The organism is Marinifilum sp. (assembly GCF_965230805.1).
GTDB lineage: Bacteria > Bacteroidota > Bacteroidia > Bacteroidales > Marinifilaceae > Marinifilum.
Genome location: NZ_OZ246019.1, coordinates 4,546,889 through 4,572,406, shown reverse-complemented (window position 1 = coordinate 4,572,406; position 25,518 = coordinate 4,546,889). Strand labels below are relative to the sequence as shown.

At 35.4% G+C, this 25,518-nt stretch carries 25 protein-coding genes and 2 pseudogenes; 1 reads left to right on the top strand and 26 read right to left on the bottom strand.

The genetic code is table 11. The features are described 5' to 3' along the window. Window positions 1–14 precede the first annotated feature (14 nt). On the bottom strand, window positions 15–389 hold the full coding sequence (locus ACO05S_RS17835) for a DUF7670 domain-containing protein (RefSeq protein ID WP_421919372.1): 375 nt from the start codon (window positions 387–389) through the stop codon (window positions 15–17). Between the two features lie 209 nt (window positions 390–598). Between ACO05S_RS17835 and ACO05S_RS17830 the strand changes: the two genes are divergently transcribed. Then, window positions 599–1,000 carry a hypothetical protein gene (locus ACO05S_RS17830; protein ID WP_421919371.1) on the top strand — a complete coding sequence of 134 codons (402 nt, stop codon included), beginning with the start codon at window positions 599–601 and terminating at the stop codon, window positions 998–1,000. Window positions 1,001–1,347: 347 nt separating this feature from the next. On the opposite strand, the gene ACO05S_RS17825 is transcribed toward ACO05S_RS17830, so the two are convergent. From ACO05S_RS17825 to ACO05S_RS17705, 25 genes and pseudogenes are all read right to left on the bottom strand, one after another. Continuing rightward, window positions 1,348–1,953 (bottom strand): trimeric intracellular cation channel family protein, encoded by a 606-nt coding sequence (locus ACO05S_RS17825; protein WP_421919370.1) that lies wholly within the window; start codon window positions 1,951–1,953, stop codon window positions 1,348–1,350. Window positions 1,954–2,062: 109 nt separating this feature from the next. Continuing rightward, window positions 2,063–3,028: pseudogene (locus ACO05S_RS17820) on the bottom strand (phosphate acyltransferase); the annotation flags it as partial. Window positions 3,029–3,064: 36 nt separating this feature from the next. Beyond that, window positions 3,065–4,324, bottom strand: a pseudogene (locus tag ACO05S_RS17815) (malic enzyme-like NAD(P)-binding protein); the annotation flags it as partial. Window positions 4,325–4,513: 189 nt separating this feature from the next. After that, the gene (locus ACO05S_RS17810; protein WP_421919369.1) at window positions 4,514–4,975 is read right to left on the bottom strand and encodes a hypothetical protein; all 462 of its coding nucleotides are present in this window, start codon (window positions 4,973–4,975) and stop codon (window positions 4,514–4,516) included. Window positions 4,976–5,071: 96 nt separating this feature from the next. After that, complete coding sequence (locus ACO05S_RS17805; RefSeq protein WP_421919368.1) at window positions 5,072–5,806, bottom strand: hypothetical protein; 735 nt, start codon at window positions 5,804–5,806, stop codon at window positions 5,072–5,074. Between the two features lie 104 nt (window positions 5,807–5,910). Further along, window positions 5,911–6,780 (bottom strand): glucosaminidase domain-containing protein, encoded by an 870-nt coding sequence (locus ACO05S_RS17800; protein WP_421919367.1) that lies wholly within the window; start codon window positions 6,778–6,780, stop codon window positions 5,911–5,913. 531 nt (window positions 6,781–7,311) lie between these two features. Next, the gene (locus ACO05S_RS17795) at window positions 7,312–8,010 is read right to left on the bottom strand and encodes a DNA-binding domain-containing protein (RefSeq protein WP_421919159.1); all 699 of its coding nucleotides are present in this window, start codon (window positions 8,008–8,010) and stop codon (window positions 7,312–7,314) included. A 478-nt stretch (window positions 8,011–8,488) separates the two neighbouring features. After that, on the bottom strand, window positions 8,489–9,031 hold the full coding sequence (cobC, locus tag ACO05S_RS17790; protein ID WP_421919366.1) for an alpha-ribazole phosphatase: 543 nt from the start codon (window positions 9,029–9,031) through the stop codon (window positions 8,489–8,491). A gap of 122 nt (window positions 9,032–9,153) precedes the next feature. After that, a complete protein-coding gene (locus tag ACO05S_RS17785) occupies window positions 9,154–9,906 on the bottom strand; it encodes an adenosylcobinamide-GDP ribazoletransferase (RefSeq protein ID WP_421919365.1) in 753 nt (250 codons plus the stop codon). A 90-nt stretch (window positions 9,907–9,996) separates the two neighbouring features. After that, window positions 9,997–11,037 carry a nicotinate-nucleotide--dimethylbenzimidazole phosphoribosyltransferase gene (cobT, locus tag ACO05S_RS17780; protein WP_421919364.1) on the bottom strand — a complete coding sequence of 347 codons (1,041 nt, stop codon included), beginning with the start codon at window positions 11,035–11,037 and terminating at the stop codon, window positions 9,997–9,999. 19 nt (window positions 11,038–11,056) lie between these two features. Then, on the bottom strand, window positions 11,057–12,112 hold the full coding sequence (gene cobT / locus ACO05S_RS17775) for a nicotinate-nucleotide--dimethylbenzimidazole phosphoribosyltransferase (protein ID WP_421919363.1): 1,056 nt from the start codon (window positions 12,110–12,112) through the stop codon (window positions 11,057–11,059). Beyond that, the gene (locus ACO05S_RS17770) at window positions 12,113–12,628 is read right to left on the bottom strand and encodes a bifunctional adenosylcobinamide kinase/adenosylcobinamide-phosphate guanylyltransferase (protein WP_421919362.1); all 516 of its coding nucleotides are present in this window, start codon (window positions 12,626–12,628) and stop codon (window positions 12,113–12,115) included. An 85-nt stretch (window positions 12,629–12,713) separates the two neighbouring features. Continuing rightward, window positions 12,714–13,661, bottom strand: coding sequence for an adenosylcobinamide-phosphate synthase CbiB (cbiB, locus tag ACO05S_RS17765; RefSeq protein WP_421919361.1), 948 nt, complete (start codon window positions 13,659–13,661; stop codon window positions 12,714–12,716). Then, window positions 13,643–14,668, bottom strand: coding sequence for a pyridoxal phosphate-dependent aminotransferase (locus ACO05S_RS17760; RefSeq protein ID WP_421919360.1), 1,026 nt, complete (start codon window positions 14,666–14,668; stop codon window positions 13,643–13,645). The genes cbiB and ACO05S_RS17760 overlap by 19 nt, the downstream gene beginning before the upstream one ends. 149 nt (window positions 14,669–14,817) lie before the next feature. Next, window positions 14,818–15,732, bottom strand: a complete 915-nt coding sequence (locus ACO05S_RS17755; RefSeq protein ID WP_421919359.1) for a dihydroorotate dehydrogenase — start codon at window positions 15,730–15,732, stop codon at window positions 14,818–14,820. Beyond that, window positions 15,726–16,490, bottom strand: coding sequence for a dihydroorotate dehydrogenase electron transfer subunit (locus ACO05S_RS17750; protein ID WP_421919358.1), 765 nt, complete (start codon window positions 16,488–16,490; stop codon window positions 15,726–15,728). Before ACO05S_RS17750 ends, ACO05S_RS17755 begins: the two co-directional genes overlap by 7 nt. A gap of 211 nt (window positions 16,491–16,701) precedes the next feature. Continuing rightward, on the bottom strand, window positions 16,702–17,139 hold the full coding sequence (locus tag ACO05S_RS17745; protein ID WP_421919357.1) for a helix-turn-helix transcriptional regulator: 438 nt from the start codon (window positions 17,137–17,139) through the stop codon (window positions 16,702–16,704). Between the two features lie 994 nt (window positions 17,140–18,133). After that, entirely contained in the window at window positions 18,134–18,487 is a 354-nt protein-coding gene (locus ACO05S_RS17740) for a hypothetical protein (protein WP_421919356.1), read from the bottom strand. Beyond that, complete coding sequence (locus ACO05S_RS17735) at window positions 18,488–19,210, bottom strand: M48 family metallopeptidase (protein WP_421919355.1); 723 nt, start codon at window positions 19,208–19,210, stop codon at window positions 18,488–18,490. Window positions 19,211–19,259: 49 nt separating this feature from the next. Then, window positions 19,260–19,547, bottom strand: a complete 288-nt coding sequence (locus ACO05S_RS17730; protein WP_421919354.1) for a hypothetical protein — start codon at window positions 19,545–19,547, stop codon at window positions 19,260–19,262. 384 nt (window positions 19,548–19,931) lie between these two features. Beyond that, window positions 19,932–20,426, bottom strand: a complete 495-nt coding sequence (locus ACO05S_RS17725; protein ID WP_421919353.1) for an RNA polymerase sigma factor — start codon at window positions 20,424–20,426, stop codon at window positions 19,932–19,934. Window positions 20,427–20,613: 187 nt separating this feature from the next. Continuing rightward, window positions 20,614–21,495, bottom strand: coding sequence for a MerR family transcriptional regulator (locus tag ACO05S_RS17720; RefSeq protein WP_421919352.1), 882 nt, complete (start codon window positions 21,493–21,495; stop codon window positions 20,614–20,616). A 115-nt stretch (window positions 21,496–21,610) separates the two neighbouring features. Then, complete coding sequence (locus ACO05S_RS17715) at window positions 21,611–23,392, bottom strand: fasciclin domain-containing protein (RefSeq protein ID WP_421919351.1); 1,782 nt, start codon at window positions 23,390–23,392, stop codon at window positions 21,611–21,613. Between the two features lie 120 nt (window positions 23,393–23,512). Next, the gene (locus ACO05S_RS17710; protein WP_421919350.1) at window positions 23,513–24,817 is read right to left on the bottom strand and encodes a dicarboxylate/amino acid:cation symporter; all 1,305 of its coding nucleotides are present in this window, start codon (window positions 24,815–24,817) and stop codon (window positions 23,513–23,515) included. A gap of 103 nt (window positions 24,818–24,920) precedes the next feature. After that, window positions 24,921–25,448, bottom strand: a complete 528-nt coding sequence (locus ACO05S_RS17705; RefSeq protein ID WP_421919349.1) for an FKBP-type peptidyl-prolyl cis-trans isomerase — start codon at window positions 25,446–25,448, stop codon at window positions 24,921–24,923. Between the last annotated feature and the right edge of the window lie 70 nt (window positions 25,449–25,518).

The following is a 25,518-nucleotide window of genomic DNA, read 5'->3' as shown; positions in this document are numbered from 1 at the left end:
ATTATATTTCGATATCATTTCAGGAAGTATTGCATAGAAAATTTATCGGTTTTGGATTGTTTTATCACATCATTTAACCAACAGATTATATGCAGAAGGCCAATAAGCGAGAAGATTGGGAAAATGGGACCTATCCAAAAGGAATAATTAGCAATTGAAAAAAAAGTGTAACCTCCCAATAAAAATAAACTTCCAATAAATTCGAATCTCCAAACAACAATAAGTCCAATTAGCATGATTAGATTTGCTATGAATAATTTAACTTCCTGATTACTCATGATAGCTAAATCAGGCGTACCTATTTCAATTGTAAACCAAATAAAAAATAGGAATAGAAATATCCCTAAAAACCTTGCTAACCAGCGAATTATATTTATTACTAATTTCAAACCCTACGATTTTGATAATTTGTTATTTGAGCACATTAATTCAAATATAGACCAATTAATATTGAATCAAAAACATAGTTTAAACTAATTAACATGTGGTGATATCCCAATTCATACATCACCATTATAATTGGCTGATTTTAATTGACATTGTTCTATTATTGGTGTATATTTTTTTTAAATGAAATTAACAATTAAAGCTTAATGTTATGAATGCAAATTATATATGTCCACATTGCCGATCTTACCTAAATGTTAACAACAGAATCGTAATATCAGCAAAAAATCACAAGGGAAAAAGAGGAATTCTTTTGTTTAGTATTCGCCTGGGTGATTATGAAATTATTAAACACCCTAATTTTGAGATGGAAGAAAACGAAAAGATATCTATGTACTGCCCCTGCTGTTCTAAAAGCTTACTTGATAGCAGAATACATGAAAACATTTACAAAATATTGATGCAGGATGAAGAAGACCAGGAATATGAAATACTATTCTCGGGTGTTTACGGTGAACGCTGTACTTATCGAGTTACTGATGGCAATGTACATACTTACGGTGAGCACGCTTCCAAGTATTTAAATTTTACAAATTTGATAGATATGTCTTAATCTAACGTGAGTTCGACGTAAAATTCGTTCACAGTTTGCACTGATTTTGAGTAGAAATCTTCTCAAATATTCGAAGGAATATCGGGATATTTCAAGAAGATTTGAGGAAATTTATGCCGAAAGCAGGCAAACACATAATGGAAAGTTCTCTTTACGACATTTTCACATTAAAAATTCCTCAAAATAGCCCGCTATTCTTTCCAAATTTTTAATGCAAATCTATCCCAAATATAACTTTCTGTGGATAGAATTTTACGTCGAACTCACGTTAATCTAATCAAATGGCCATTTTTAACTCTCATTTATTGAAATAAACAAATTCGGGAAACCGGAGAAAGTCATAGTGCTTAGTATTTTAATACTGGTAAGGAGATCTTAAACCGAATGCAAATTAGCCTGAATAAAATTATGCACGAAATGGTTAAGAATTGGTTTAAGGCAGAGTTTATCTCGATATAGTCCAGGAATATAAATAATACACCGCCGGCAAGGCAAGCCGTTGCATAGATTTCCTTTCTAAAAACCAAGGGGATATCGTTACACAATGTATCACGAATTACACCGCCCATTACCGCCGAAAACAAACCCATGATAATGGCCAGGAACGGATGAATGCCCAAGCTTAATGATTTTTCGATACCTATTATTGTGAACACGCCAATTCCAATGGTATCAAACAAAAATAGTGTTCGTTTTAAGGACATGATCATTTTCTTGAACAGGAAAGTTAAAATCACACCCAAGCTAATCACCATGATGTAATTTAAATCACTAATCCAGGCAACCGGAAAATTACCCAAAATTACATCCCGGAGTGTACCTCCACCAATAGCAGTAACAAAGCCTGTAAAGTAGGCACCGAACAGATCCAGCTTTTTATTTGCAGCAGACATGGTTCCACTAATCGCAAATACAAGTGTTCCAACAAGATCGAGGATGTAAATTATACTCATGATTTATATTTTGTGCAAAAATAGAAAGTCATTTGATAAAACAAAAAGGATGGAATCGAAGTCCACCCTTTCTTTTATATATCAGTATTATTTCATGTTAAAACTATACTTACCCTTGAGCATCCACCACAGCAATGGCTGTCATGTTAATAATCTCGCGAACCGAACAGCCCATAGGAACAATATGAAATGGTTTTGCCGTTCCCAGCAAAATTGGTCCAATATTTTCTGAGCCACCCAAATCTTGCATCAATTTGTATGCAATATTCCCTGAGCTAAGGTTAGGAAATATAATGGTATTTACATCTTTCCCTTTAATCTTGTTAAAAGCGAATGTTTTGTCGCGAAGTTTTTTATCAAGTGCAAAATTCAATTGCATTTCACCATCAACAAGCAATTCCGGATGGTTTTCGTGCAAATGATCAATTGCCAAATTCACCTTTACCGGACTTCCTTTTCTTACAGAACCAAAATTAGAATAGGACACCATGGCCATTACCGGGTCGACATTGAAAGTTTTCAGCGCTCGGGCTGTACTTATTGTAGTATCAACCAGGGATTGTGGTGTTGGTTCCGGATTAACGGTGGTATCCGAAAAGAAAAGAGGTCCTTTCTTGGTCATGATGATGTTCATTCCCACCAAGGTTTTCATTCCATCCTCTATTCCAATTACTTTGGTAGCTATTTTAAGAGCTTCGAAATACCTGGTGGCGTAACCCGAAATAAAGGCATCGGCATCACCATTTTCAACCATCATGGCACCAAAGTAATTTCGATCGTACATTTTTTCTGCAGCTTCTTTATGGGTTAAGCCTTTTCTGCCGCGTTTCTCGCATAAAATATCAGCATAGCAATCTCTGCGTTTTCTTTCGGCTTCGCATCTTACATCAATAATATCAGCTCCAGCTAAATCCAGTTCATTTTCGGCAACAATGCGTTTAATATTTTCAGGATTACCCAAAATAATTGGTTTAGCAATTCCTTCATGCATTGCAATTTGGGCAGCTTTAAGAACGTTAAAGTTGTTGCCTTCTGCAAAAACAACCCGTTTAGGGAATCGTTTTGCTTTGTTGAATACCGTTCTCAACAATTCATTTTCGGTACCCAATCGTTGTTTTAATTCATCGGCATAAGCACCCCAGTCTTTGATGTCTTTTTTGGCAACACCGGATTCTACTGCGGCTTTAGCCACAGCAACTGCCACACTCGAAACAAGACGTGGATCTAGTGCCTTGGGAATGATGTAATGCTTTCCGAATACAATATTTGCTTCGTTGTAAGCAGCATGAACCGCTTCGGGAACAGCTTCTTTGGCCAATTTTGCAATGGCATGTACCGAGGCGATTTTCATCTCCTCGTTAATGGCGGTTGCTCTTACATCCAGAGCACCACGGAAAATATATGGGAAACCCAACACGTTGTTAATTTGGTTAGGGTAATCGGAACGACCTGTAGCTACAATTACATCTTTACGGGCATCGAAGGCATCATCGTACGAAATTTCAGGGTCAGGATTAGCCAAGGCAAATACAACAGGATTTTTAGCCATAGATTGAACCATTTCCTTACTCATGATTCCGCCTACCGATAAACCTAAAAATACATCAGCCCCTACAAGAGCTTGTTCAAGTGTATCCACATCCTTAGAGGTCATGAACAGCTTTTTCTGTTCGTTTAGGTTGCTTCTTTTCGAGTTGATAACACCTCGGCTATCGCACATGATTACATTCTCAGGTTTTACCCCTAAAGAGATATAAAGTTTAGTACATGATATGGCTGCAGCTCCTGCACCGTTTACAACTACTTTAACTTCTTCTATCTTTTTGTTCCCTAATTCTAAGGCATTAAGCAAACCTGCAGCCGAAATAATTGCGGTACCATGCTGATCATCGTGCATTACCGGAATGTCCAACTCTTTTTTTAGTCGTTCTTCAATTTCGAAACACTCAGGAGCTTTGATGTCTTCCAGGTTAATTCCCCCAAAGGTTGGAGCAATTGCCTTTACGGTTTCCACAAATTTATCAACATCACTTGCATCCACTTCAATGTCGAAAACATCAATATCTGCAAAAATCTTAAAAAGAAGGCCTTTACCCTCCATAACTGGTTTTCCTGCTAAAGCTCCAATATTACCAAGACCAAGAACAGCTGTACCATTAGAAATTACTGCTACAAGATTTCCTTTGCCGGTATAGCGGTAGGCATCGGCGGCATTTTTTTCAATTTCCAGACATGGCTCTGCAACACCAGGACTATATGCTAAAGCTAAATCTCTTTGTGTTCTGTAGGGTTTGGTAGGAATCACCTCAATTTTGCCTGGGCGACCTTCGGCGTGATATCTTAAAGCATCTTTTGAACTAATCTTAGCCATTTGTTTTAATTATATGTGCAAATGCACGGTGAATAAGTATTCTGTGAATTGCAAAGATGCGAATAAAACAGCTTAGAAATTACAGCAAAATGTGTAAAAAACAGTAACGCTATCAGTATCTTACTGAATTACTATTAATTAAGATTAGTAATAAATAAAGGATTTTTTCTCGAATCTTGGGCCGCAAGTCTATCTTTTGCTTTTGATCATTAATGAATGCGTAAACTTGTTCTCGGCAAGAAAATTTTTGTCGTAAGTGTGGCTATTGCCTTCCAAATCAACAACAACAATTTTATTGATTTTCCATTCACCACTTTCTGATTTCTTTTTAAACAGGATCCTGCCCAAAAGCATTCCCACTTTGGTTTTCTTTTTATTACTGCATGAGGTTTGAATGATTTTTTTACCCGATGGCGATTCAAAAAAAACATCAACCTTGCTTAATCCTTGCAAGGAGTAGGCTCTTAGCGAAAAGTATAAAGTTTCGTCGGATTTGCTTACATCAATCGATTTTTGTACGAAGTTTACGGAGTGAAGATCGAATTTTCCTTTAAGATTACCTGCTTGTAGCGAAAAAGAAAAAATACAGATCAACAAGAGCAGCATACTCTTGCAAACTGATTTGCTGATATATTTGAAACACAAGTTCATAGGGGACGGCATGAAAATACAATTTCCTATACGAAAGAAAACAAAAAGGGATACTCAATTTTGAGTATCCCTTTTATTTATATTATTTCTAAGAAATTACTTGATCTCAGCCTTAACTGTAGCCATGGTTTTCAAAAGATCTTCTCTTGTTGGAGCCAATGCTTTTGCTTTATTCAATTCTGCCATTGCTTTTTTGTATAAAGCTTGAGCTTTTGCCGATTCAGCTTTGAATTTTTCCGGCTCTTTGTTGGCAATTGGATTGGCTTTTTGCATGATGGTAGCACCTTGGTTAAAATACAACATGCCTAAACCTAGCAATGCGTCAGCCTGATATCTTGATTTGTTTTCGCTGGCTTTTTTGTAAAAATCTTTAGCAACATCTACTTTGTTTGCTTTTTGTGCTTTTTGACCTTCAAGTAAATAATGCTTAGAAAGCGCAGCAATCATTTTAGAGTTTTTAGTAGGACAAGCCTTAATACCCTTTTTTAAGGTTGCTACCATCTCATCTGTCTTTTTTAACTTCTTCTGAATTTTAGAAAGATTATAATAAGCGCCAGCTGGTTTATAATTACTTTCAGCAGCTTTTGCGAAATATTTTTCAGCTCTACCGTAATCTTTCAATCGATTTGAAATGATAGCTAAATTGTAAATAATTGGTAAATCTTCACCAGCTCCTTCAGTTGCTAAATATGCTTCGTATTTTTCTAATGCAGTTTTGTAATCCTTTGATTTTGCAGCAACACCACCCTCTTTCTTCAACTGAGCAGCAGATTGTGCGAATATACTTGTAGCACAAAAACATACTGCCATAAATAAAATTAATTTTTTCATACTGATACTTTTATGATTATTTGATTTTAGATTTTTCTGTCAAAACAAGCCTAAAAATATACATTTCACAGAAAATTCAAATAGAATTAACGCAAAAATATTAGTTAGTATAGGTTTTTTAGAGGGAATTTACTTAACTGAGCCAGCTCAATGGTTTCGGTTTGTACGAATTTTTTGTCAATAGAATAACAGTTGTATTGAGCAAGATTATTGTTCTTGATTAGGCGATTCAGTTTCTTTGTGTAATCTTTTCCGACTTCAGAATAAGCATATAATAAGGGTATCAATTTGTTTGGATCGTTGCTCAATTCCCTTTCCGTTCTAAATTCTTTGTAAGCAGGAACTCGTGCAATGGTTCGATAATAATCGCAAACCGATTCTTCTAAACTGGAGTATCTGCGCACATAAATATTTGTGGAATCTCTTTGGCGCAGCGCTTTTATTCTGTTTTCGCCTGAATTGTACGACCAAATTCCGAAAACATTATTCGCTTCCTCAAAAAATCGTGACGATCCCCAACCCGATTCCAAAGCTGCCTGCCCCAATACAATGCTTACAGGATGCGGTTTTAACCTGCTTTTTAATTCGTTGATTTCGCTGCACTTGTACTGTTTGTATAAATCAAACAGAAAAATACTATCACTTTTAATGTAGTTTGGATGTTGTTTCAGCCAATTTTCTACATGTTCCAATCTCTTAATTTTCTGATTTAAATCGTGTTGTGCAAGTAGTACCGAAGGAAGTAACAGTTCTACAAATTTTTGTTTCTTCTCTTTTACCGGAAGCATTCGCAAGGAGCTTACCTTGGTATATATATAAGGGGTAATAAGTGTATCCGAGAAAGCATGTACATCATCTTTGCTTACAACCTCTGCATATTCCGGAGTAACCTTCTCATGCATGAATACTACACGTTCTGTGCATGATACGCAGATTAAAAGCAAGAAAATCAAAGAAATAAACACTTGTTTCATGTTTAATTATTGTTAATTCCAGTTCGCTAAAATAGTATTTTATATTTGTGCTGGCAAATTTAAAACTAAAATGATCGTTGATTATAGAAAGGAGTTTTGATCAATCAGAAACGACCTAAATAACGTGAGTTCGACGTAAAATTCTATTATGTGTTTGCCTGCTTTCGGCATAAATTTCCTCAAATCTTCTTGAAATATCCCGATATTCATTTGAAAATTTGAGAAAATTTCTACTCAAAATCAGATCAAACTGTGAACGAATTTTACCTCGAACTCACGTTAAATAATCTTATTCATAGAAATTAACTTGGTTTTTAGACTCCTTAAAATCTTATTTTTTTACCATAGCCTGTATACTACCTTTACAGGGTAATGCTTAAAGCTTATACAGGGGTATGCTTAAAGCTTATACAGGGTAATGCTTAAGGCTTATACAGGGGTATGCTTAAAGCTTATACAGGGTATGGTAAAAAAAAATCCGTTTGGGTTTTATTCCAAACGGATCAAGTCATACAATTAACCATTTGTTTTCTATTTCACAGTAAATTCAGTAGGTGTTGTGCCAACACGCAATTTTTTTGCATTTCGAGCCGAATTTCTGATCTCAATTCTATAAGTTCCTGCCACAAGTTCCGGCACTCTTAATGAAAGCATTTTGGGTTCATTCATTCGTGGCATGGCAGCAAGCGTTTCCTGTCCATTCGATTTATTGATGAAAAATACGCCTTGCCCTGTAGGTTGGGTGTATATTTTCAAATCTTCACCAGAAATTTCAAGAGTACCTCCCGGGCTTAAAACATCATCGCTTGTATCGCTAATCCAATCGTAAACACTTTCAATTTCGGGTTTAACAGATGTAGCTTTTACAAACTGTGGCTTAATTTCCTTACAAGCCTTTTTCAGACTTTTTCCGGGTACTATAGAGATATTCACTTTGTGACGATCCGGATCAAATCTATCATCTTTGTCTTCGAATTTTCCACTGATATCCAAACGAATACTAATATTTTCATCGCGATATCCGTAACCTTCTTCAAGAAAAGAAATTATGGTTTTCCAGATTTCACTTTTAACAGCTTTAACTTCCACATCTTTTAATATGGAACCAGGTGCAGTAAGAGATTTAAACAGGTCTTCTTCAGTTTTAACGACACTGTTTACAGACTTTGCCATACAATCATCAGGATTGTCTTGGGTTAGCTTGTTGTCATACAATGTATAATAATACATAAATTCAAATATTAAAAGTTATAAAATGAGGTTAATTGTATCTTTAGTATGAAACACTACAGGCTTTTTTTTTATTGAATGTCCCTATTCATCAATATTACCCGTAGTGTTATTTTTCTTAATAGATATATGAAAGTAGAATATTTTTTTAATTAACAAGGCATTACATCTAGTTTATATTGATTATAATTTATGCCAGTTTTATTTCAAAATACCTGGCAATTTCAGTTTGCTTGATGTAATAAGCTAAGTTCGATTAAAAATATTGGGCAGCAGAAAGCCCGACAGTGCTTCTGTCATTAGCAAGAAACCAGTTTAATGCTAATAAAAAGTTTGGTGAGAATAAAAAAACGCAATGAACCACGTTCAGAGCTTTGTACCACTGAACGGGTTTGCCGGCCACAGAAAGCCTTTATGCAATATACTTTTCTGGCTTATTAATTTTACGTCGAACTCACGTTAATTTAAATTGCGAGCATCAAAGGCTTTTGTGTGTGCTAACAATAACTACTTCGCCAAAGGCTGGTGTTGGTTGGTTAAACGAATCTTCCAGTTTAATATTTTTCTCGATTGCCTGAATGGTTCTGATCACACCGCCATGAGTAAAAATGGCAATTTTATTTGCCTCTAATGATTTTACTTCATTCCAAAATTCAAGAACACGATCGCGAAGCATTACAAATGATTCTCCGTTTGAGCACTTTAAGTTCACAAAATCTTCCATCCACTTTTCAAGGAATGGGTCTTTAATCTCGTCCCAGTTTTTTCCTTCCCAATCGCCAAAGTTTAGCTCCATTAAACGCTTGTCTTCTTCTGCCTTATCGGGATAAATGTCGTTTGCCAATTTCTTTGCCCTTGTTAGCGGACTTGTATAAATTTTATCAAACTCCACTCCTTCAAGGCTTGTTTTAACAGTTTCTAATTCTTGAGGGTATGTTTCGGCCAAATCAACATCTTTTTGTCCGTAGCAAATGCCTTTTTCAATGGCTACGGCGGTATGTCTTATTAAATAGATTTCCATATGTGTATTATTAATAAGTTTAGTTCCACTAAAAATATTGTCATAGTTTTCACTGATTTTGAGTAGAAAATTTCTCAAATTATCGGATAAATATGGGGATATTGCTCCGATATTCTTTCAGTTTAATAGTTTAATAGTGATAAATACGATAGATAAAATACCAGTTCGCAAACCTGTTGTGTTGCTCCAATGCAATCGCCGGTATATCCGCCAATCCATTTGTTAAAGAATCTTCCTAACAGCCATTTGCTTGCATATACAGGAATAATAATCAAGAAAAATTTAGCATTTCCTAAGAGCGCCAATGGCAGAATTCCCGATAATATCATAAAAATAAAATTTCCAATACTTAGTTTCTGCGAATAGTCTTTTGCTTTGGAGTTTTCGACTCTGGCATATTGGTGTGTGTTTACCAAAGTAGCTGCTGTCATTCTCGAACTTGAGTGTGCTGCAATTAAAATCCATGGCAATTGATTGGCCGATATGGAAAACTGGCAGTAGAATTTTGTGAGTATCAGGAAAATAATACCTGTTACCCCAAAAGCACCAATTAAAGAATCTTTCATAATCTCAAGAATCCTTTCTTTGGTCCAAGCACCACCAAATCCATCGCAAACATCCATAAAACCATCTTCGTGCAGAGCTCCTGTTAGCATGGCCGTAGCAATCATACTCAATATCACCGCAAGGTTAAAAGGCAATAGTACATTACACAGGTAGAATACAAGTGCTGCTATTCCTCCGATAATTGCACCGGCTATGGGAAAATATTTTATTGCTTCGCGCTGATATTCTTTTTTAAAATCAGCCCATTTTGGAAAAGGAATCCGAGTAAAAAAGGATAATCCTGTAAAGAAAATATTGAGTTCTTTCATCTGTTAATCATTTTTTCCATTTGCCAGATGGAAAAGATCAAAATAATTATTTCCGTATTTTTTTAGATAGCGATGTGCAAAACCATGCACTTAAATTTTATCGCTGTTACTTACACCGGCATCTTCGAAACTAGCCATTTGATTCAGGAAGTTAACAGCCGATTCGATAATTGGATAGGCAACAGCGGCTCCTGTTCCTTCGCCCAATCGCATTCCCAAATCAAGAATGGCGTTGGCTTTTAAATGTTCGAGCATGTGATTGTGCCCATTTTCATTCGATTTATGAGTAAAAATGCAATAGTCTAACACATTTGGGTTCATTTTTGATGCTGCCAAAAGTGCCGATGTAATAATAAAACCATCTACCATCACAATCATTTTCAATTCTGCAGCCTTTAACATGGCTCCGGCTATCATTACAATTTCGAAACCGCCAAAGTGTGCAAATATGTTTTCTGCCGACAGGTCTCCTTTGTAGTTATCAACGGCAGTTTTAAGGATTTCATATTTTCTTTTTAAACCTTCATCATCCCATCCTGTGCCTCGGCCAACACATTCTTTTAAGTCAATTTTAGCAAGAAGATGTAACAAAACTGCTGCCGAAGAGGTGTTTGCAATGCCCATTTCGCCAAAGCCAATAATATTGGTTCCATCGGCATGTGCTTCCTCTACCAGTTCAGCTCCTTTTTTTAAGGCAGCGGCAAACTGATCGGCAGTCATGGCTGCATCGTTCAAATAGGATTTGGTTCCGTAAGCAATTTTAGCATCAATTACATTCCAATCTTTGTTAAAATCGTAGTTTACTCCGGCATCTACAATTTTAATATCGATACCATTTTGTCGACCAAATACATTAATGGCAGCCCCACCAGCCATAAAGTTGGCAACCATCTGCCAGGTAACCTCTTGTGGATAAGGACTAACCCCATTTAAGGCAATGCCATGATCACCGGCAAAAACCATGATCACCGGCTTTTTTAATTCTGGTGATAATGTATTTTGGATGCATCCGATTTTAAGAGCCAATTGCTCAAGCATTCCCAGTGAGCCAATGGGTTTGGTTTTAAAATCTATTTTGTGTTGGAGTTGTTCAATCAACTCTTTTTTTGGACTTTCGATTTCGAAATTCATAAGTATGCGATTGTGGTTTTTATATTACTATCTCTTCTTTGGCTTCGCTAACACCAGCATCCTGGAATGAAGCCATTTGGTTCATAAATTGCACAGCACTTTTTATTAGCGGAAAACAAATCATCGCTCCGGTTGCTTCACCCAAGCGCATGCCGATGTCCAGAATGGGATCTCCTTCGAGGATATTCAGCATTTTAACATGTGCCTGTTCATTCGATTTGTGAGCAAACAAGCAATATTCTTTCACTTTAGGATTGATTTTGTATGCTGCCAACAAAGCTGAAGTAATGATAAAGCCATCGATTAAAAGTGTCATTTTTAGTTCGGCAGCTTTCAGCATCGCACCAACAATCATTACAATTTCGAATCCACCAAAATGAGTCAAAACATCAATAGGATCCTTTGATTTGTTGTATTTCGAGAGTCCTTCGTTTAGCAAATCAAACTTGTTTTTTACACCTTCTTTATCGAGTCCGGTTCCTCTGCCTACACATTCCTCTAATGGAATATTGCCCAGCAGACTTAAAATTAAAGAAGCCGATGATGTATTACCAATTCCTTTTTCGCCAAAAATAAGGAAGTTGCATCCTTTATTATAGATATCTTCAACTACTTTGGCACCTCTTTTTATTCCTTCAAGGCATTGTTCTTTGGTCATTGCCGATTCAAAACGGTAGTTTTTAGTGCCATAGGCCAATTTCCGATTTATTATAGGAAGATCCGGCTCAAAATCGTGATCAACACCAGCATCAACAACATTAAACTTTATGCCGTGCTGTTTGGCAAATACGCTTGAAGCAGCTCCGCCTTCCATATAATTGTAAAGCATTTGGTAGCTTACAGATTTAGGATAAAAACTGACTCCATCATCAGCAATGCCATGATCTCCTGCAAATATTACAACATTTGGATGATTGATCTGTGGTTTCAGACTATTTTGGATTCTTCCCAATTGGAATGCTATTTTCTCTAGCATTCCCAAGGAACCAATGGGCTTGGTTTTCGAATCAATTTTTTGCTGTAATTCTTTATTAAGCTGGTCTGATAAAGACTCAATTTTAAATTCTATCCTCATTTATTTTAGTGTGTTCTTTATTTCAAGTGGAATTCCTGAGATTAGCATAGTTACAATATCAGCTTTAGCTGCAATATATTGGTTTATAGCCCCCTGAATGTCGTTAAATCTCATAGCCATTTGGTTTTCGGGATGCCCCCCCAAACCCAATTCATTGCTTACAATGATCCAATCGCAGTCTTTTGCAAAAATCTTATCTAATTCTTCCTTGGCTTGCTCAATGGTTTTATTGTCATCCTCTCCGTTGTCGAAAAAGAAATTATTCAACCAAAGGGTGATGCAATCCAACAGAACGATTTTTCCATTCACATCATGATTGCTTAAAAATTTCTCTTCTTCGATATTCAACCACTGACTTCCACGACGCGCCTTATGGGCTTCAATTCTTTTTCTATGATTATCGTCCCAAATTCGGGATGTGGCCATATAAACAGGTTGATTGGTTTTATTTAGGATTAAGCTTTCGGCATATTCACTTTTTCCTGATTTTTGCCCTCCTGTAATGAGATGAATCATAGCTTTTTGTAGATGTTTGACGAGAATTTATTGCTGTTGTGAATTTACGAATTTATCATTCCGTATAGGAACATTTTTTTCTTTTTTAAAACAGGCTCTTCCATGGTAAGTAGCATGCAATTATCAGAAAAATGCTAACAAAGCAAACTGCATGATTAATGTATTTAATGGTATTGATTTCCTCATTTTTTAATAGGCGGTTATTCTCACCAATAAAGGGTTTATCAACGCTTTTCCCTCCATAATCATGCGGGCCACCAAATCTACAATTTAGTATTCCGGCCAAGGCTGATTCGGGATAGCCCGCATTAGGACTGGTGTGGGCATTTCCATATTTAAACAGGAATGTAAATGCACGATAATTAAAAGAAACCAATACCATTAATAAGGCTGTAATTCTTGCAGGAACAAAATTTGCTACATCATCAAGTCGTGCAGCAAACCTGCCAAATAAGATATATTTTTCATTTTTATAACCAATCATGGAATCCATGGTGTTAATCATCTTATAGCACATCATGCCCGGCACTCCGCCAATAGCGTAATAAAATAAAGGGGCTACAACACCATCAGACAAATTTTCAGAAAGTGTCTCAAATACTGCCAAACGGATTTCCTGTTCCGATAGATTTGAAGTATCACGCCCAACTATCCACGATAACCTTTTTCTGCCAGCTTCTAATCCCATGCTGTTCAAGTGGTGAAATACTTCTGTACCTTCTTGCAATAAGCTTTTGTTGGCCAATCCATAAAATACAAATGTCGATGTAAAAATAAGGTAAGTGTATTCGTTAAGCTCCAGCAAAAAATGCGAGATCAGGTAAAAAAAAGCAAATACCGATGATACCAGAAACAAACACATGATTGCACCTTTAATTAATCGACTGTTGCCTTTGTTTAAAGATTTGCTTAGGTAAGATATTGAATTTCCAAAACCTACAATTGGGTGAGGTAGTTTTCTGGGATCTCCGAAAATTAGATCTAAAACATATCCTACAAGAAGAGGTATGATAATTAATGTACTTTGCTCCATTTTTGTAATGCATCAATTAGCAATTGATTTTTTTCTTCGCTCAATGTTGCTACACGAATATAAGAAGAATTTAGGCCGCGAAAATTTTTTGCATCACGAATGAGGATGCCGAATTCCGAAATCAGGTAGTTTTTAAGTTCTGTTGAGTGGGCTTTTTCTAGTTCGATTAAAAAATAGGAAGTTTTTGTGCTGTGAATTTTAATTCCTGAAATTTGCTTCAGTTTTTCTATGAATTTATCGGTGTTTGATTTATAGTGTTTTACAGGAGGCAATACTTCGCTTTTGTGCTGAATTAGGTATTTTCCGGCCTCAATTGCCAGTGAATTTACCGTCCAGGGAGCCTTGTAGAATTCAATTTTCTGCACCAATGCACAGTTGGCAATCAAATATCCCAATCTCAGGCCGGGAATTGCAAAATTTTTCGTTAGTGATTTTACGATGATTAGATTTTGGTGCTCTTTGATCAAATCTATAGAAGATGAAATTGAATCGGTAAAATCTATATAGGCTTCATCAAGAACAAAAACCGAATTGAGATGATTTTGCAATAAAGTATCCAGATCTTTTTGCAATAGGATATCGCCGGTTGGATTGTTGGGATTGCAGATCCAAACCAATTTTGAATCGAACTGGGAGGAAGAGGACAATTCGTTCCAATTGATAAAATCTAGCTTGTGATTATTAATTCTACAGGCATCTTCATATTCCGAAAACGTAGGAATAATAATAGTTGAGCGTGTATTCTTAAAGCATTGGGCAATCAGATAAAAAGCTTCGGTAGCACCGTTTACAGCCATCAACATTTCAGGTTCAACATCCAAATCTTTAGACAAAATAGTAATAAAACTCTCTGCTGAGGCTTCCGGATAGGAGTTAATGGCATTCCAATTCTCGATCAAATGATTTTTTAAAGCTTCGGAATAGCCACCATACCACACATTAGTGCTAAAATTAGCTTTTATGTCCTGTTTAAATTTGTAACCATCGTCGCCGTGTCCTTGTAACATGCTATTTTATAGTGTATAAAGTTTAATTTATATAAAGATATTACTTCCGGTAAAAGGGATTAAAAAAGGGTGAGTTTACAGATGTAATCACAAATGTAAACTCATCATATTGATAATAGAGAATTATTTCTTTAATTAGAAAGCTTGAATTACTGAACTTGCAAAGCTCCAATTAATTCATTGATATCTTGAATGTTATGGCGCTTCATGTAGTCTTCGATACCAACAACTACCTTTTCTGTAATCTGTGGATCAATAAAATTCGCTGTCCCGATCTGAATTGCAGTAGCACCAGCAAGAATAAACTCAATGGCATCTTTTGCATTCATAATACCGCCTAAACCTACAATTGGAATCTTAACAGCATTAAACACCTGCCAAACCATTCTTAAGGCAACCGGCTTAACTGCAGGACCCGATAAACCTCCTGTAACGGTTGATAGCAATGGTTTTCTGGTTTCAGCATCAATGGCCATCCCCAATAAGGTATTGATAAGCGACACGGAGTCTGCGCCTTCGGCTTCAACAGTCTTAGCAATTTCGCATATATCCGTAACATTAGGCGATAATTTCACCATTAAGTGTTTTTTATACACTTTTCGAACCTCTTTCACCACGGAAGCTGCGGATTCACTGCTGGTTCCAAATGCCATTCCACCTTCTTTCACATTCGGGCAAGAAATATTCAACTCAATTGCCGGAATTTGATCCAGTTCGTTAATCATGGCAGCTGTTTCCACGTAATCTTCAATTACCGAACCTGAAACGTTTACAAGAATATTGGTATCGTAGTGTTTAATTCGCGGATAAATTTCATTGCAGAAGTTTTCTACTCCTTTATTTTGTAATCCCACAGCATTTAGCATTCCTAAAGGCGTTTCAGCCATTCTAGGGTAAGGATTTCCTTCTCTGTGATGTCTGGTGGTACCTTTTACCAAAATACCGCCTAAGTTGCTTAAATCAATAAAATCTTCGAACTCTTCACCAAACCCGAAGGTTCCCGAAGCAGTCATCACTGGGTTTTTTAAGCTTAGATCTTTAAGTTTTACTCCTAAATTTACCATTTCAGATCGTTTATATTGAATACCGGTCCTTCGGTACAAGTACATTTATTACCTTCTGTTGTTTCGGTTACGCAGCACAAGCATGCTCCAAATCCACATGCCATTGTGTTTTCGAGCGACACTTCGCATGGAATGTTCCTTTCTGCAGAATAGGCAGCTACGGCCTTCATCATAGGCTCAGGGCCACATGTAAATACGTAATCAAATTTCTCTTTTTCGAGAATGGAATGTTGGGTTGGATATCCTTTTTCGCCCAAAGAGCCATCTTCTGTTGTAAGCAGAATGTTGCCGTATTCTTTATAAGCATCAAGTTCTACTGCATCTTTTTCTGTGCGTATCCCCAGTAGTGTAGTTACATTGTTTCCTGCTTCGCTAAGGTGTTTGGCAAGGTATAGCAGGGGTGCTACACCACAACCACCTCCAACAAGTAGGGTATTGGCCTTATTTGGAATGGAATATTGATTACCAAGTGGGTAAACAATGTTTAATGTGTCACCTTCCTTTAATTCACCTAATTTTTTGGTTCCATCACCGATCTTTTTGATGTATAAGCTGATCGTATTAAGCTCATAATCTACAAAATGGATGGATAATGGTCTCCTAAGAAAAGTGGTGTTTGAATCTTTTACCAAAACGTTTACAAATTGTCCCGGTTGTATTTTAGGAAGTGGCTCTAATGCCTTTACATCCAGCACAAAATGATCCTCGTTTAGCTCTTTTTTTCGTAGTACTTCAAAGTCTTGTACTAATTTTTTCATGGTGCCTAGCAATATTATATCTGTTAAGAATAAATCCAGGCAAAGGTAATTTAAAAAATGCTTAGAAACTGTTTAAAATTTATCCTTCAGCTTTTTTATAAAGAAAAAGTGAAGCCTAACTTGATCGAATCAAACTCTATTTGAATAGAATCTGCCTTGTTACCCTTCTTTTTGTATCTATTAAAACCGAAAAATAAATTCGAACAGTTTATTAAGATGGGGTGTATTCTCTAAAAGTTTTATCCGTATAAAACACAACAACTTTTTCAATTTGTTTGCCAGGAACAAAAGTATTCATTTCCGGGAAAGATTCGGGCTGATTCACTGGTTTTGAAGCAGGTTCCTTCTTTAATTTAGGAGGTTGTACTGTAACATTAGGCCTGTCATCTTCCTTTTCGAACTGTATGATATCCTTTTCGAAAAGATTGGGTGTTTCCTTGCTTTTATACATTTCACCTTCGCCAAATATAATCCAGTCAATGTTTACATGAGGAAAGGAACGTCTTATTTTCTGCACAAAATCAAGACTTGGTTTGTTTCTTCCGGATAGTATGTGAGATATACTAGAGCGTTGCACTCCAATTGTATCCGCAAACTTTGAAGAGCTTAAACCTTCACTGTTTATTAATTGAACGATTCTATCTTTCATGTTTTAGTGTTTTACAGATGTTAATTATCTATATCGATACAAAGGTAAAATAAAATTCACAAAAGACAAATTCTTAAGAGAAAGACATTTCACTTATGTGATTTACTGATGTAAATTCATGAATAGTGATCACAATTGGCAATTTACTTAGGTGATTTACAAAAGTAATCATACTAAGTTCTTTTATCCTAAGCCATTTAGTGGATATTAAATCTATCCTTATGTAGATTCAGATGTGCTTATAAATTGCAATCAAGGTTCATTGCTTAGAGGAAAAGCAATTAAAACAACTTAAATAGCTTATAAACTAGACTGATGCATCTAGGTTACAAAGGTAATTTACAAATATACTAGGATGACCTGTCTTGCAACAGGTATAATTTAGGAATTTGATTAAACTAAGAGGTAAATTAAATCTCCTAAAGATCAGAAAACAAGCTATATATATCATTGAAATTTACATTTATAAGGCTCGAAACCCCTATTTGTGTATAAGTGTAAACAAAACCTATTAAGTAGAACTTTAGAACTACCACACTAAATATATGAATATCAGAACTATAATTGATGTAGTTTTGTATTTTATTACGAATGTAATTATCGAATAGTAGCTAATGTAAGCACTTACAACTTGTTACATTTGGTAAAATCATAACTACATCAATGTATACGGTAATAATCAAATTCTAGTTACATAAGGCAACAAAATCGAAGAAAATCGAATTTATAAATGTAAATCAATAATAGATTTGAATTTTACAGAGTTAATTCAGTAATGTAAACTTTGAAGTGTTTAAAAATTGATTTTTGTGACTTAGTGGATCTAATTTGTTGAGTATTCTAAGCTCATTCTATAGTCTGTTTACAAATATTACATTCTCAGGAGCTTAATTTACAGTAAAAAACACTTTAACGATCAGAAAGTGTGTGAGATAAGGAGTCGGAATGAGATGATGAAAAAAAATGATTCTAGTCGACATAGACAAAAAAGAGTTTATTTAGACTTTCTTATCTTCAAATATCCCATAAATAGAATATAAATTGCAAATCCCACAATTAATATCCTAAGAATAAGGTTTTCGTTTACATTACCATTAGAAGTTAAAACATCTCTTGACAATGCAGGAATCATGAATATTAAAAGTCCAAACACCACGATTAGCATTGCAATAGTAAATATGCGGCGTAGTTTGATTTGAGCTGACGAAAGAGCTGTTTGTTTTGATTTAGATTTCCTCTTACTTTGTTTATGATTCTTCGCCTTTGATTTTATGACATTCTTTATGCGAGCGCCCAACAATAAAGCGAAGATACAAAGACCAATGACGATATATGTTTCCTTGCTCATCTAAATAATGTTTATGGAGTAATTCTTGATTTGATTTTTTTTCACATCAAGATTTGGGCAATGCCTGGCTAGAAGTTCCCAAAAACTGCTCGAATGATTCTTAACTTTTGTATGACACAATTCATGCAGTATTACCATATCAGAAAGTTCTTCCGGCAATCTCATTAAATGTAAACTTAGGTTGATTTTATTGTCATGCGAGCAGGATCCCCACCTGCTTTTGGTGTTTTTAATCTGCAAGGATGTGTAGGTAAATCCATGTTTTTTAGCCAAATAATCTATTCTTTTAGGGAGATAATATTTGGCTTCTCGCCGCAAAGTTTCAACAATTGAAGTACGGATGAACTGTTGAATTTCTTCACTGGTCACGTCCATGCCATGCGGATAATTTACTTCAAGGAACCCGTTGTTTAAGCTTGAAGAATAAGCGTTTGTGGCCGCAGATCTAATTCTTAATTCATGATACTTTGTTCTGAACACAGAATCTGGAGTGAATCTGGTCTGTTGATTTTCCTTCTCTTCCTTCTTTTGCTTTGCTTGGATGATCCAGCTTTTATTTTTAAGTGCAAACTGAATGGCTTCATCTTCGGTTATACCATACGGAAGGTTAATCCATATGCCTTTTGTAGGTGCCATACGAATTGATAAGCGTTTGAATCGCTTATCTTTTCTCAGAGACAACTCACCTATATCTTTAATATGAACAGTTTTTTCGGAAGGCATAAAAAAAGCTTTGCATTTTGCAAAGCTATTAAAATATTTAATTCGGAAATTATTTTTCCTTTATTAAGGAGCTTAAGCGTGTAAACGATTCGTCTATATTTTTTATTAAGTCTGTAAAAATAGATTTATAGTATGCTTTTACCATTTTAGGATTATCTTTTCCATCAGGATGGTTTACTCTGGCAACTAAATTATTTCTCGCAACAATGGTGTCCTTAATGATATCCATTACCTGTTCTTTGTTTTCGGGGTGCAGATAATTGTAGTTATAACAGTCCGAAATAACTTCAAAGCAAAGATAATCAATGTCTTTTTTTAAGCGTCTTCTACTAGCCATCTTAATTGTGTTTTTGATGAATTAACCGGGATTTATACCCTCTTTACGCTGGCAAAGTTAATAAACCCCAATTAATTTATCATTTAAAAATGTGTAAAACTTAAATTAACGTGAGTTCGACGTAAAATTCTATTCGCAGAAAGTTATATTTGGCATAGATTTGCATTAAAAATTTGGAAAGAATAGCGGGCTATTTTGAGGAATTTTTAATGTGAAGATGTCGTAAAGAGAACTTTCCATTATGTGTTTGCCTGCTTTCGGCATAAATCTCCTCAAATCTTCTTGAAATATCCCGATATTCCTTCGAAAATTTGATAAAATTTCTACTCAAAATCAGATCAAACTGTGAACGAATTTTACGTCGAACTCACGTTAAATTAGATTTTATGAATAATCAGCCAAATGTTTTGATAAAATTTTACGACCCTGAAATATTCTACTCTTTATCGTACCTATTGGAAGATTTGTGTGTTCTGCTATTTCTCGGTATTTAAAGCCATCTAAGAACATTTTGAAAGGTGTTCGCAAGGAATCCTCCAATTTGTCCAGTTCCTTCATGATATCCTTGTAATTTTGTGTAGAATAAGGATTATCGAAACTCACATTTACTTTCCCAAAGTTTTGATTTGTTTCATGTTTCATCCATTCTCGTTGCTTTATCCTTTTTCTATAAGCATTAATGAATAGGTTTTTCATGATTGTATAAAGCCATGCCTTAAGATTGTTATGGCTAAACTTTGCTTTGTACATGAAGGCCTTTAATACAGTTTCTTGACACAAGTCCAATGCATCTTCTCTATTGTTCGTTAATCGGTAAGCATAAACTCTAAGTTGCTCTTCTAGGTTAACTATCGTATTATTGAATTCTATAGTAGTCATGATATTATTCCTTTTTTTTGTTTTGTCTAATTAAATTACTAAAAAGTTAGACAAAACGCAATACATTCGTCAGCTGAGGTGCTTAAGAAAGGAATCATTCTAAATAAAAAAAGCCTACAAGGCTCTATACGTGAGGGTTTTTGGGGATTTTATTCGGGATGTCTAAATAAGACAAAAGTGTCTTTTATTATTTCAATTGCAGAAGATCTTTGAATTTTTGTATAGATGTAATAAGTTGAAGAGAATTAGGGACTTCCACTCCATCTTGCTTTAATTGTAAGCCTGTAATTAATACAGCTCTATCCTTAAATGACCTCTCCATGTTTAATAGGTAGTTATTAATATTTTCCACATTAATTGGTGATATAAAAGAGCTAAAAATATAATCTGGATTATAATCATTTACTGCAATTACCAAATCCTTAAATGGTAGATGTTGCCCTAAGTAAAGCGTGCTAAATCCGTTTTTTCTTAAAATGTAATTGTAAAACAAAATACCAACTTCATGCAGTTCGTTTTCTTTTAGATATATCAATACTTTGGAAGCGCCTTCAACTGATCTTCCAGAAAGAGAATCAATTGAAGCAAATAATTTTTGCCTGATCAAATTTGAAATGAAGTGTTCTTGAGCAGGATTGATTGAACCGACTTGCCAAAGTATTCCAATTCTTTCAAAAAAAGGGTAAAGCACTTCTGTTATGGTTGATTCCATGCCACTTTCCAGTACGCACTTTGACAAAATGGATTCAAACAATTCTTCGTTAAAATTAACAGTTGCCAATGTTAGTTTTTCGATATGAAAACCAATGTTTTTATTGGATCTTGATAGCTCTAATATTTTTGCTTCAAGGTCGATGCTGCTCAATTTAGCAAGATTAGATATCTTAATTCCTGATGAATTAAGCATTGAAATGTTCAGTAGTTTTCGAAGATCATGATCCGAGTAAGAACGAATATTAGTTTTGCTTCTTTCCGGTTGAATGATACCATACCTTCTCTCCCATATTCTAATAGTGTGAGCTTTTACACCTGTAATTTTTTCTAAGTCTTTTATGGAATATTTACTCATATCTTTTAATTTGGTGGGAAGATTTCAAGCCTACTTTTAAAGAAGTTATTAAAACTAATCAAAAAATTTAAAACCTACACAAAAGTGTAGGTTTTAGTATGAAATTTAGAGTTTATTAAGGTATTAAAACTTTATCGATTACATGAATTACACCGTTTGTTCCCTGAATATCAGTAGCTGTTACTTTCGTATTTCCATTGATACTTACTCCTGAACTTGTGTCAAAATCAAGGCTGTTGCCTTCGTTTAACGTTGCTACCATTCCGGTTGAAACCTGATCGGATCTTACATTACCTGAAACAACGTGGTATTTCAAGATTGGAATCAAAGTCTCAGCGCTTAAATCATCTATTCCGTCCACTTCTAATTCTTCGAATAAAGTTTCAAAAGCTTCATCTGTAGGAGCAAAAATAGTAAATGGTCCGTCTCCACTTAAGGTTTCTGAAAGATCTGCTTTAACTACCGCTGCTACCAAGTGTTCGAAGTTGTCATTTGCAATGGCAATATCCACTAAATTGGGTGGAAAAAGTACCTTGTCGATAATATGAATTACACCATTGAAAGCTTCTATGTCGGCAGTAATTACCTTGGATTCTTTATTTAATTTCACTCCATCCATCAGATCAATTCTTAATGTAACAGGATCCATATCAGGACTATTGGTTGCTAGAGTTTCTGCATATCCGGAGGTGATGTCACCTGACATTACTTTATTGCCAAGAACATGATACAAAAGGACTTGATTTAAAGTTTCTTTTGAAAGATCTTCAATTCCAGTTACATCAAGATCTTCAAATAAGTCTTGAAATGCTTTATTAGTAGGAGCAAAAACAGTAAAACTCCCTTCACCACTCATCGTTTCTACCAAATCAGCTTTTGACAGAGCGGCAACCAAACTGGTAAAATCTGAATTTGCTGAAGCAATATCAGTAATTGATTTAGGTTCTTCTTCTGAATTTGGAATCAAAACCTTGTCAATAACGTGGACAACACCGTTGAATCCTTGAACATCTGTTAGAATTACCTTGCTTAATCCATTCAAAATTACTCCGCTTTCACCTGCATCAATCTCAATATCTGCTTCAGTGTTTAAGGTTGGTACGCTTCCTGTGATCACATCTGCTGCCCGTACATTACCTGATACAACATGATGTGTTAGAATTGGAGTAAGGTCCTCAGCGGTTAAATCATCAATTCCACTAATTTCAAGTTCATCGAACAAAGCTTCAAAAGCTGCATCCGTAGGAGCAAAGATTGTAAATGGTCCTTCAGCTTTAAGGGCATCTACCAAATCTGCTTTGATAACTGCTTTCACTAAATGAGAGAAGTTTCCGTTATCTATGGCAATATCTACCACGTCTGGTGGGAGCAATACCTCGTCGATGATATGGATTACTCCATTAGTTGTCATTACGTCCGCTGTTGTGACATCGGCACTTCCATTTAATTCAACACCTGAATCAAGATCAATTAAAAGGTTAATGCCAAAATCGCTTTGTTTAAATTTACTAAGGGTTTCCACATAACCATCGCTTAAATCGCTTGACTTAGCCTGAAAACCCAAAACGTGATATAATAAGATTGGAGAAAGAACTTCGGCACTCAGATCATCAATACCTGAAATTTCCAAGTCATCGAATAACTGTTCGAAAGCTTCGTTTGTGGGACCAAATACTGTTAATGGTTCATCTCCATTTAAGGCAGTTATAAGTTCTGCCTTGGTTAAAGCGGTAGCTAAAATAGAGAAGTTATTATTGCCAACAACGGTTTCAACGATATTTTTTTCCATTGGCATTTCATCTGGCATGTCGTCATCATCCTCGCAAGAAACATTTATAAGTCCTGCGATCATTAGGAGAAATAATCCTAAGCTAAATTTGTAATTCCTGAAATTCATGTCATTTTTTTTAATGGTTCAATCAGGAAACAAATACAATTAATTTTTGTTCATTAAATAAGAAAAAAGTTTAAACAAAAAATAGATAATCCATATGGAAACACCTAATCTAATTGTGAATTACGATTTTACTTTTCTTTCCATTGCTTGAGGTGGATAGTTTAGTTTTCCCTCGGTTTTGGCAACAATTGTTGAAACGGTAGCATCGCCAGTTACATTTACCACAGTTCTAAGCATATCCAAAGGCCTATCAATGCCAAGAATTAGTGCCAGACCTTCTATTGGTATGCCAACCGATGTAAGTACAATAATCAGCATAACAATACTTCCACCGGGAACACCAGGGGTACCAATTGATGCTAAAGTGGCTGTCAATACAATTAGTAATTGATCGTAGATATCCAATGAAACACCAAATACTTGTGCAATAAAAACGGCTGCTATTGCCTGATAGCAACTTGTACCGTCCATATTAATGGTAACACCTACAGGAAGAACAAAGCTTGCCACTTCGTTGGAAACTCCCATTTTATTTTCGACACATTCTAAAGTAAGGGGAAGTGTCGCAGCACTTGAACTGGTTGAAAATGCTAGTAATTGTGCGGGAGAAATTGATTTGTAAAAATCGGTGTATTTGATTGGTGTGAAAATTCGAAGAAATAATGGATAAATTAGGAAGATCATGACAAATAAACCAGATAAAACGGTAAGCGCATACCACGCCAAGGCCGCAAAAAGATCTGCATCACCTGAAAAATCGACTATTAGTCCGGCAATAAGTGCAAAAACGCCATATGGTGCGAACAACATAATGATGTCTATAGTTTTGAGAATTATGGCATCTATCCCATCGAAAAAATCTTTTACTACTTTTACCTTCTTCTCTTCAAGAATTACCATGGCAATACCGAAAAGAATTGCAAAAAAGATAATTTGTAACATTTTACTATTATCAGTAGCTGCCTTAAAGAAATTGTCAGGAACCATATCAACCAGAAATTGAAGAGGTGATTCTTCCGTTATATGATCTGCTTGATTTTTCTTCAGACTTATTGCTGAGCCATATCTTTCTTGAAGTTCCAGTTTTTTATGTTCTGGGAAAGCGTTTCCTGGTTCAAAATTATTAACAAGAAGAAGCCCAAAGCTTACTGCAATTACTGTAGATATTACGTAAAGCGATATGGTTTTAATACCTATGCGCGAAAGTTTTGAGATGTTAGAAAGACTTGAAATGCCTTTAACGAGCGAAACAAATATTAACGGAACCGCTATTAATTTTAACAGGTTCAAGAAGATAACACCCCAAGGTTTTATCCAATCTGAGGTGAATTTATTAAACTCAAAATAAACGGCTAACATTCCAGTAAATATACCAAATGCCATTCCGATTAGTATTTTCCCATAAAGGGGTAATCTTTTCCACATACCTAATTTTTTACAAAGCATTAAAGGTAATTGTAAGCATTATAAAAACAAAACCCGAAAACCATTGGTTTTCGGGTTTGATGAGTTTTGTATGTTTTTGCTATTAACATGAGCAACCACTTCCGCAGCTTCCGCTACCACATCCACCTTGTGGAGCGTAAGCCGCTTGCTTTTCTTCGCCAGTGGCATCTCTAACTTCAATAACTTCACCTTTGAAATAAAGATCGTCGCCAGCCAATGGGTGATTAAAGTCCATTTTTATCGTTGCATCAGCAACTTCCAAAACAATACCGTTCATTCTACGACCAGAACTGTCTTGCATTGGAACAACGTTTCCTTCTTTAATCATTTCTGAATCGAATTCGCCGTTTACTTCGAAAATGTTCTTAGGAAGATCGATAACAGCTTGTTCTGAGGCTTCACCATATGCTTCTAGAGTCTCTAATTTAAAATCGAAAGTTTCACCTTCTTTTAATCCCATTAAGTTTGCTTCGAATTTCTCAAGCATTTGACCTGCTCCACACAAGAAAGTTAATGGAGTTTCAGCAACTGCTTTTTCAATAATCTCACCAGTTGGATCAGTTTTTAATTCGTAAATTACTGATACCATTTTATCTTTTGCAATAGTCATAATATCTTTTTTAAGTATTTGTTTCAATAGATTTTCCTGATAATCCGATACAAAGAAAGTACATTTATTT

Coding starts and splice junctions, on each gene's coding strand:
- ACO05S_RS17830 (WP_421919371.1), top strand. CDS start 599: ATGAATGCAAATTATATATGTCCACATTGCCGATCTTACCTAAATGTT.
- ACO05S_RS17825 (WP_421919370.1), bottom strand. CDS start 1,953: ATGAGTATAATTTACATCCTCGATCTTGTTGGAACACTTGTATTTGCG.
- ACO05S_RS17810 (WP_421919369.1), bottom strand. CDS start 4,975: ATGAACTTGTGTTTCAAATATATCAGCAAATCAGTTTGCAAGAGTATG.
- ACO05S_RS17805 (WP_421919368.1), bottom strand. CDS start 5,806: ATGAAAAAATTAATTTTATTTATGGCAGTATGTTTTTGTGCTACAAGT.
- ACO05S_RS17800 (WP_421919367.1), bottom strand. CDS start 6,780: ATGAAACAAGTGTTTATTTCTTTGATTTTCTTGCTTTTAATCTGCGTA.
- ACO05S_RS17795 (WP_421919159.1), bottom strand. CDS start 8,010: ATGTATTATTATACATTGTATGACAACAAGCTAACCCAAGACAATCCT.
- cobC (WP_421919366.1), bottom strand. CDS start 9,031: ATGGAAATCTATTTAATAAGACATACCGCCGTAGCCATTGAAAAAGGC.
- ACO05S_RS17785 (WP_421919365.1), bottom strand. CDS start 9,906: ATGAAAGAACTCAATATTTTCTTTACAGGATTATCCTTTTTTACTCGG.
- cobT (WP_421919364.1), bottom strand. CDS start 11,037: ATGAATTTCGAAATCGAAAGTCCAAAAAAAGAGTTGATTGAACAACTC.
- cobT (WP_421919363.1), bottom strand. CDS start 12,112: ATGAGGATAGAATTTAAAATTGAGTCTTTATCAGACCAGCTTAATAAA.
- ACO05S_RS17770 (WP_421919362.1), bottom strand. CDS start 12,628: ATGATTCATCTCATTACAGGAGGGCAAAAATCAGGAAAAAGTGAATAT.
- cbiB (WP_421919361.1), bottom strand. CDS start 13,661: ATGGAGCAAAGTACATTAATTATCATACCTCTTCTTGTAGGATATGTT.
- ACO05S_RS17760 (WP_421919360.1), bottom strand. CDS start 14,668: ATGTTACAAGGACACGGCGACGATGGTTACAAATTTAAACAGGACATA.
- ACO05S_RS17755 (WP_421919359.1), bottom strand. CDS start 15,732: ATGGTAAATTTAGGAGTAAAACTTAAAGATCTAAGCTTAAAAAACCCA.
- ACO05S_RS17750 (WP_421919358.1), bottom strand. CDS start 16,490: ATGAAAAAATTAGTACAAGACTTTGAAGTACTACGAAAAAAAGAGCTA.
- ACO05S_RS17745 (WP_421919357.1), bottom strand. CDS start 17,139: ATGAAAGATAGAATCGTTCAATTAATAAACAGTGAAGGTTTAAGCTCT.
- ACO05S_RS17740 (WP_421919356.1), bottom strand. CDS start 18,487: ATGAGCAAGGAAACATATATCGTCATTGGTCTTTGTATCTTCGCTTTA.
- ACO05S_RS17735 (WP_421919355.1), bottom strand. CDS start 19,210: ATGCCTTCCGAAAAAACTGTTCATATTAAAGATATAGGTGAGTTGTCT.
- ACO05S_RS17730 (WP_421919354.1), bottom strand. CDS start 19,547: ATGGCTAGTAGAAGACGCTTAAAAAAAGACATTGATTATCTTTGCTTT.
- ACO05S_RS17725 (WP_421919353.1), bottom strand. CDS start 20,426: ATGACTACTATAGAATTCAATAATACGATAGTTAACCTAGAAGAGCAA.
- ACO05S_RS17720 (WP_421919352.1), bottom strand. CDS start 21,495: ATGAGTAAATATTCCATAAAAGACTTAGAAAAAATTACAGGTGTAAAA.
- ACO05S_RS17715 (WP_421919351.1), bottom strand. CDS start 23,392: ATGAATTTCAGGAATTACAAATTTAGCTTAGGATTATTTCTCCTAATG.
- ACO05S_RS17710 (WP_421919350.1), bottom strand. CDS start 24,817: ATGTGGAAAAGATTACCCCTTTATGGGAAAATACTAATCGGAATGGCA.
- ACO05S_RS17705 (WP_421919349.1), bottom strand. CDS start 25,448: ATGACTATTGCAAAAGATAAAATGGTATCAGTAATTTACGAATTAAAA.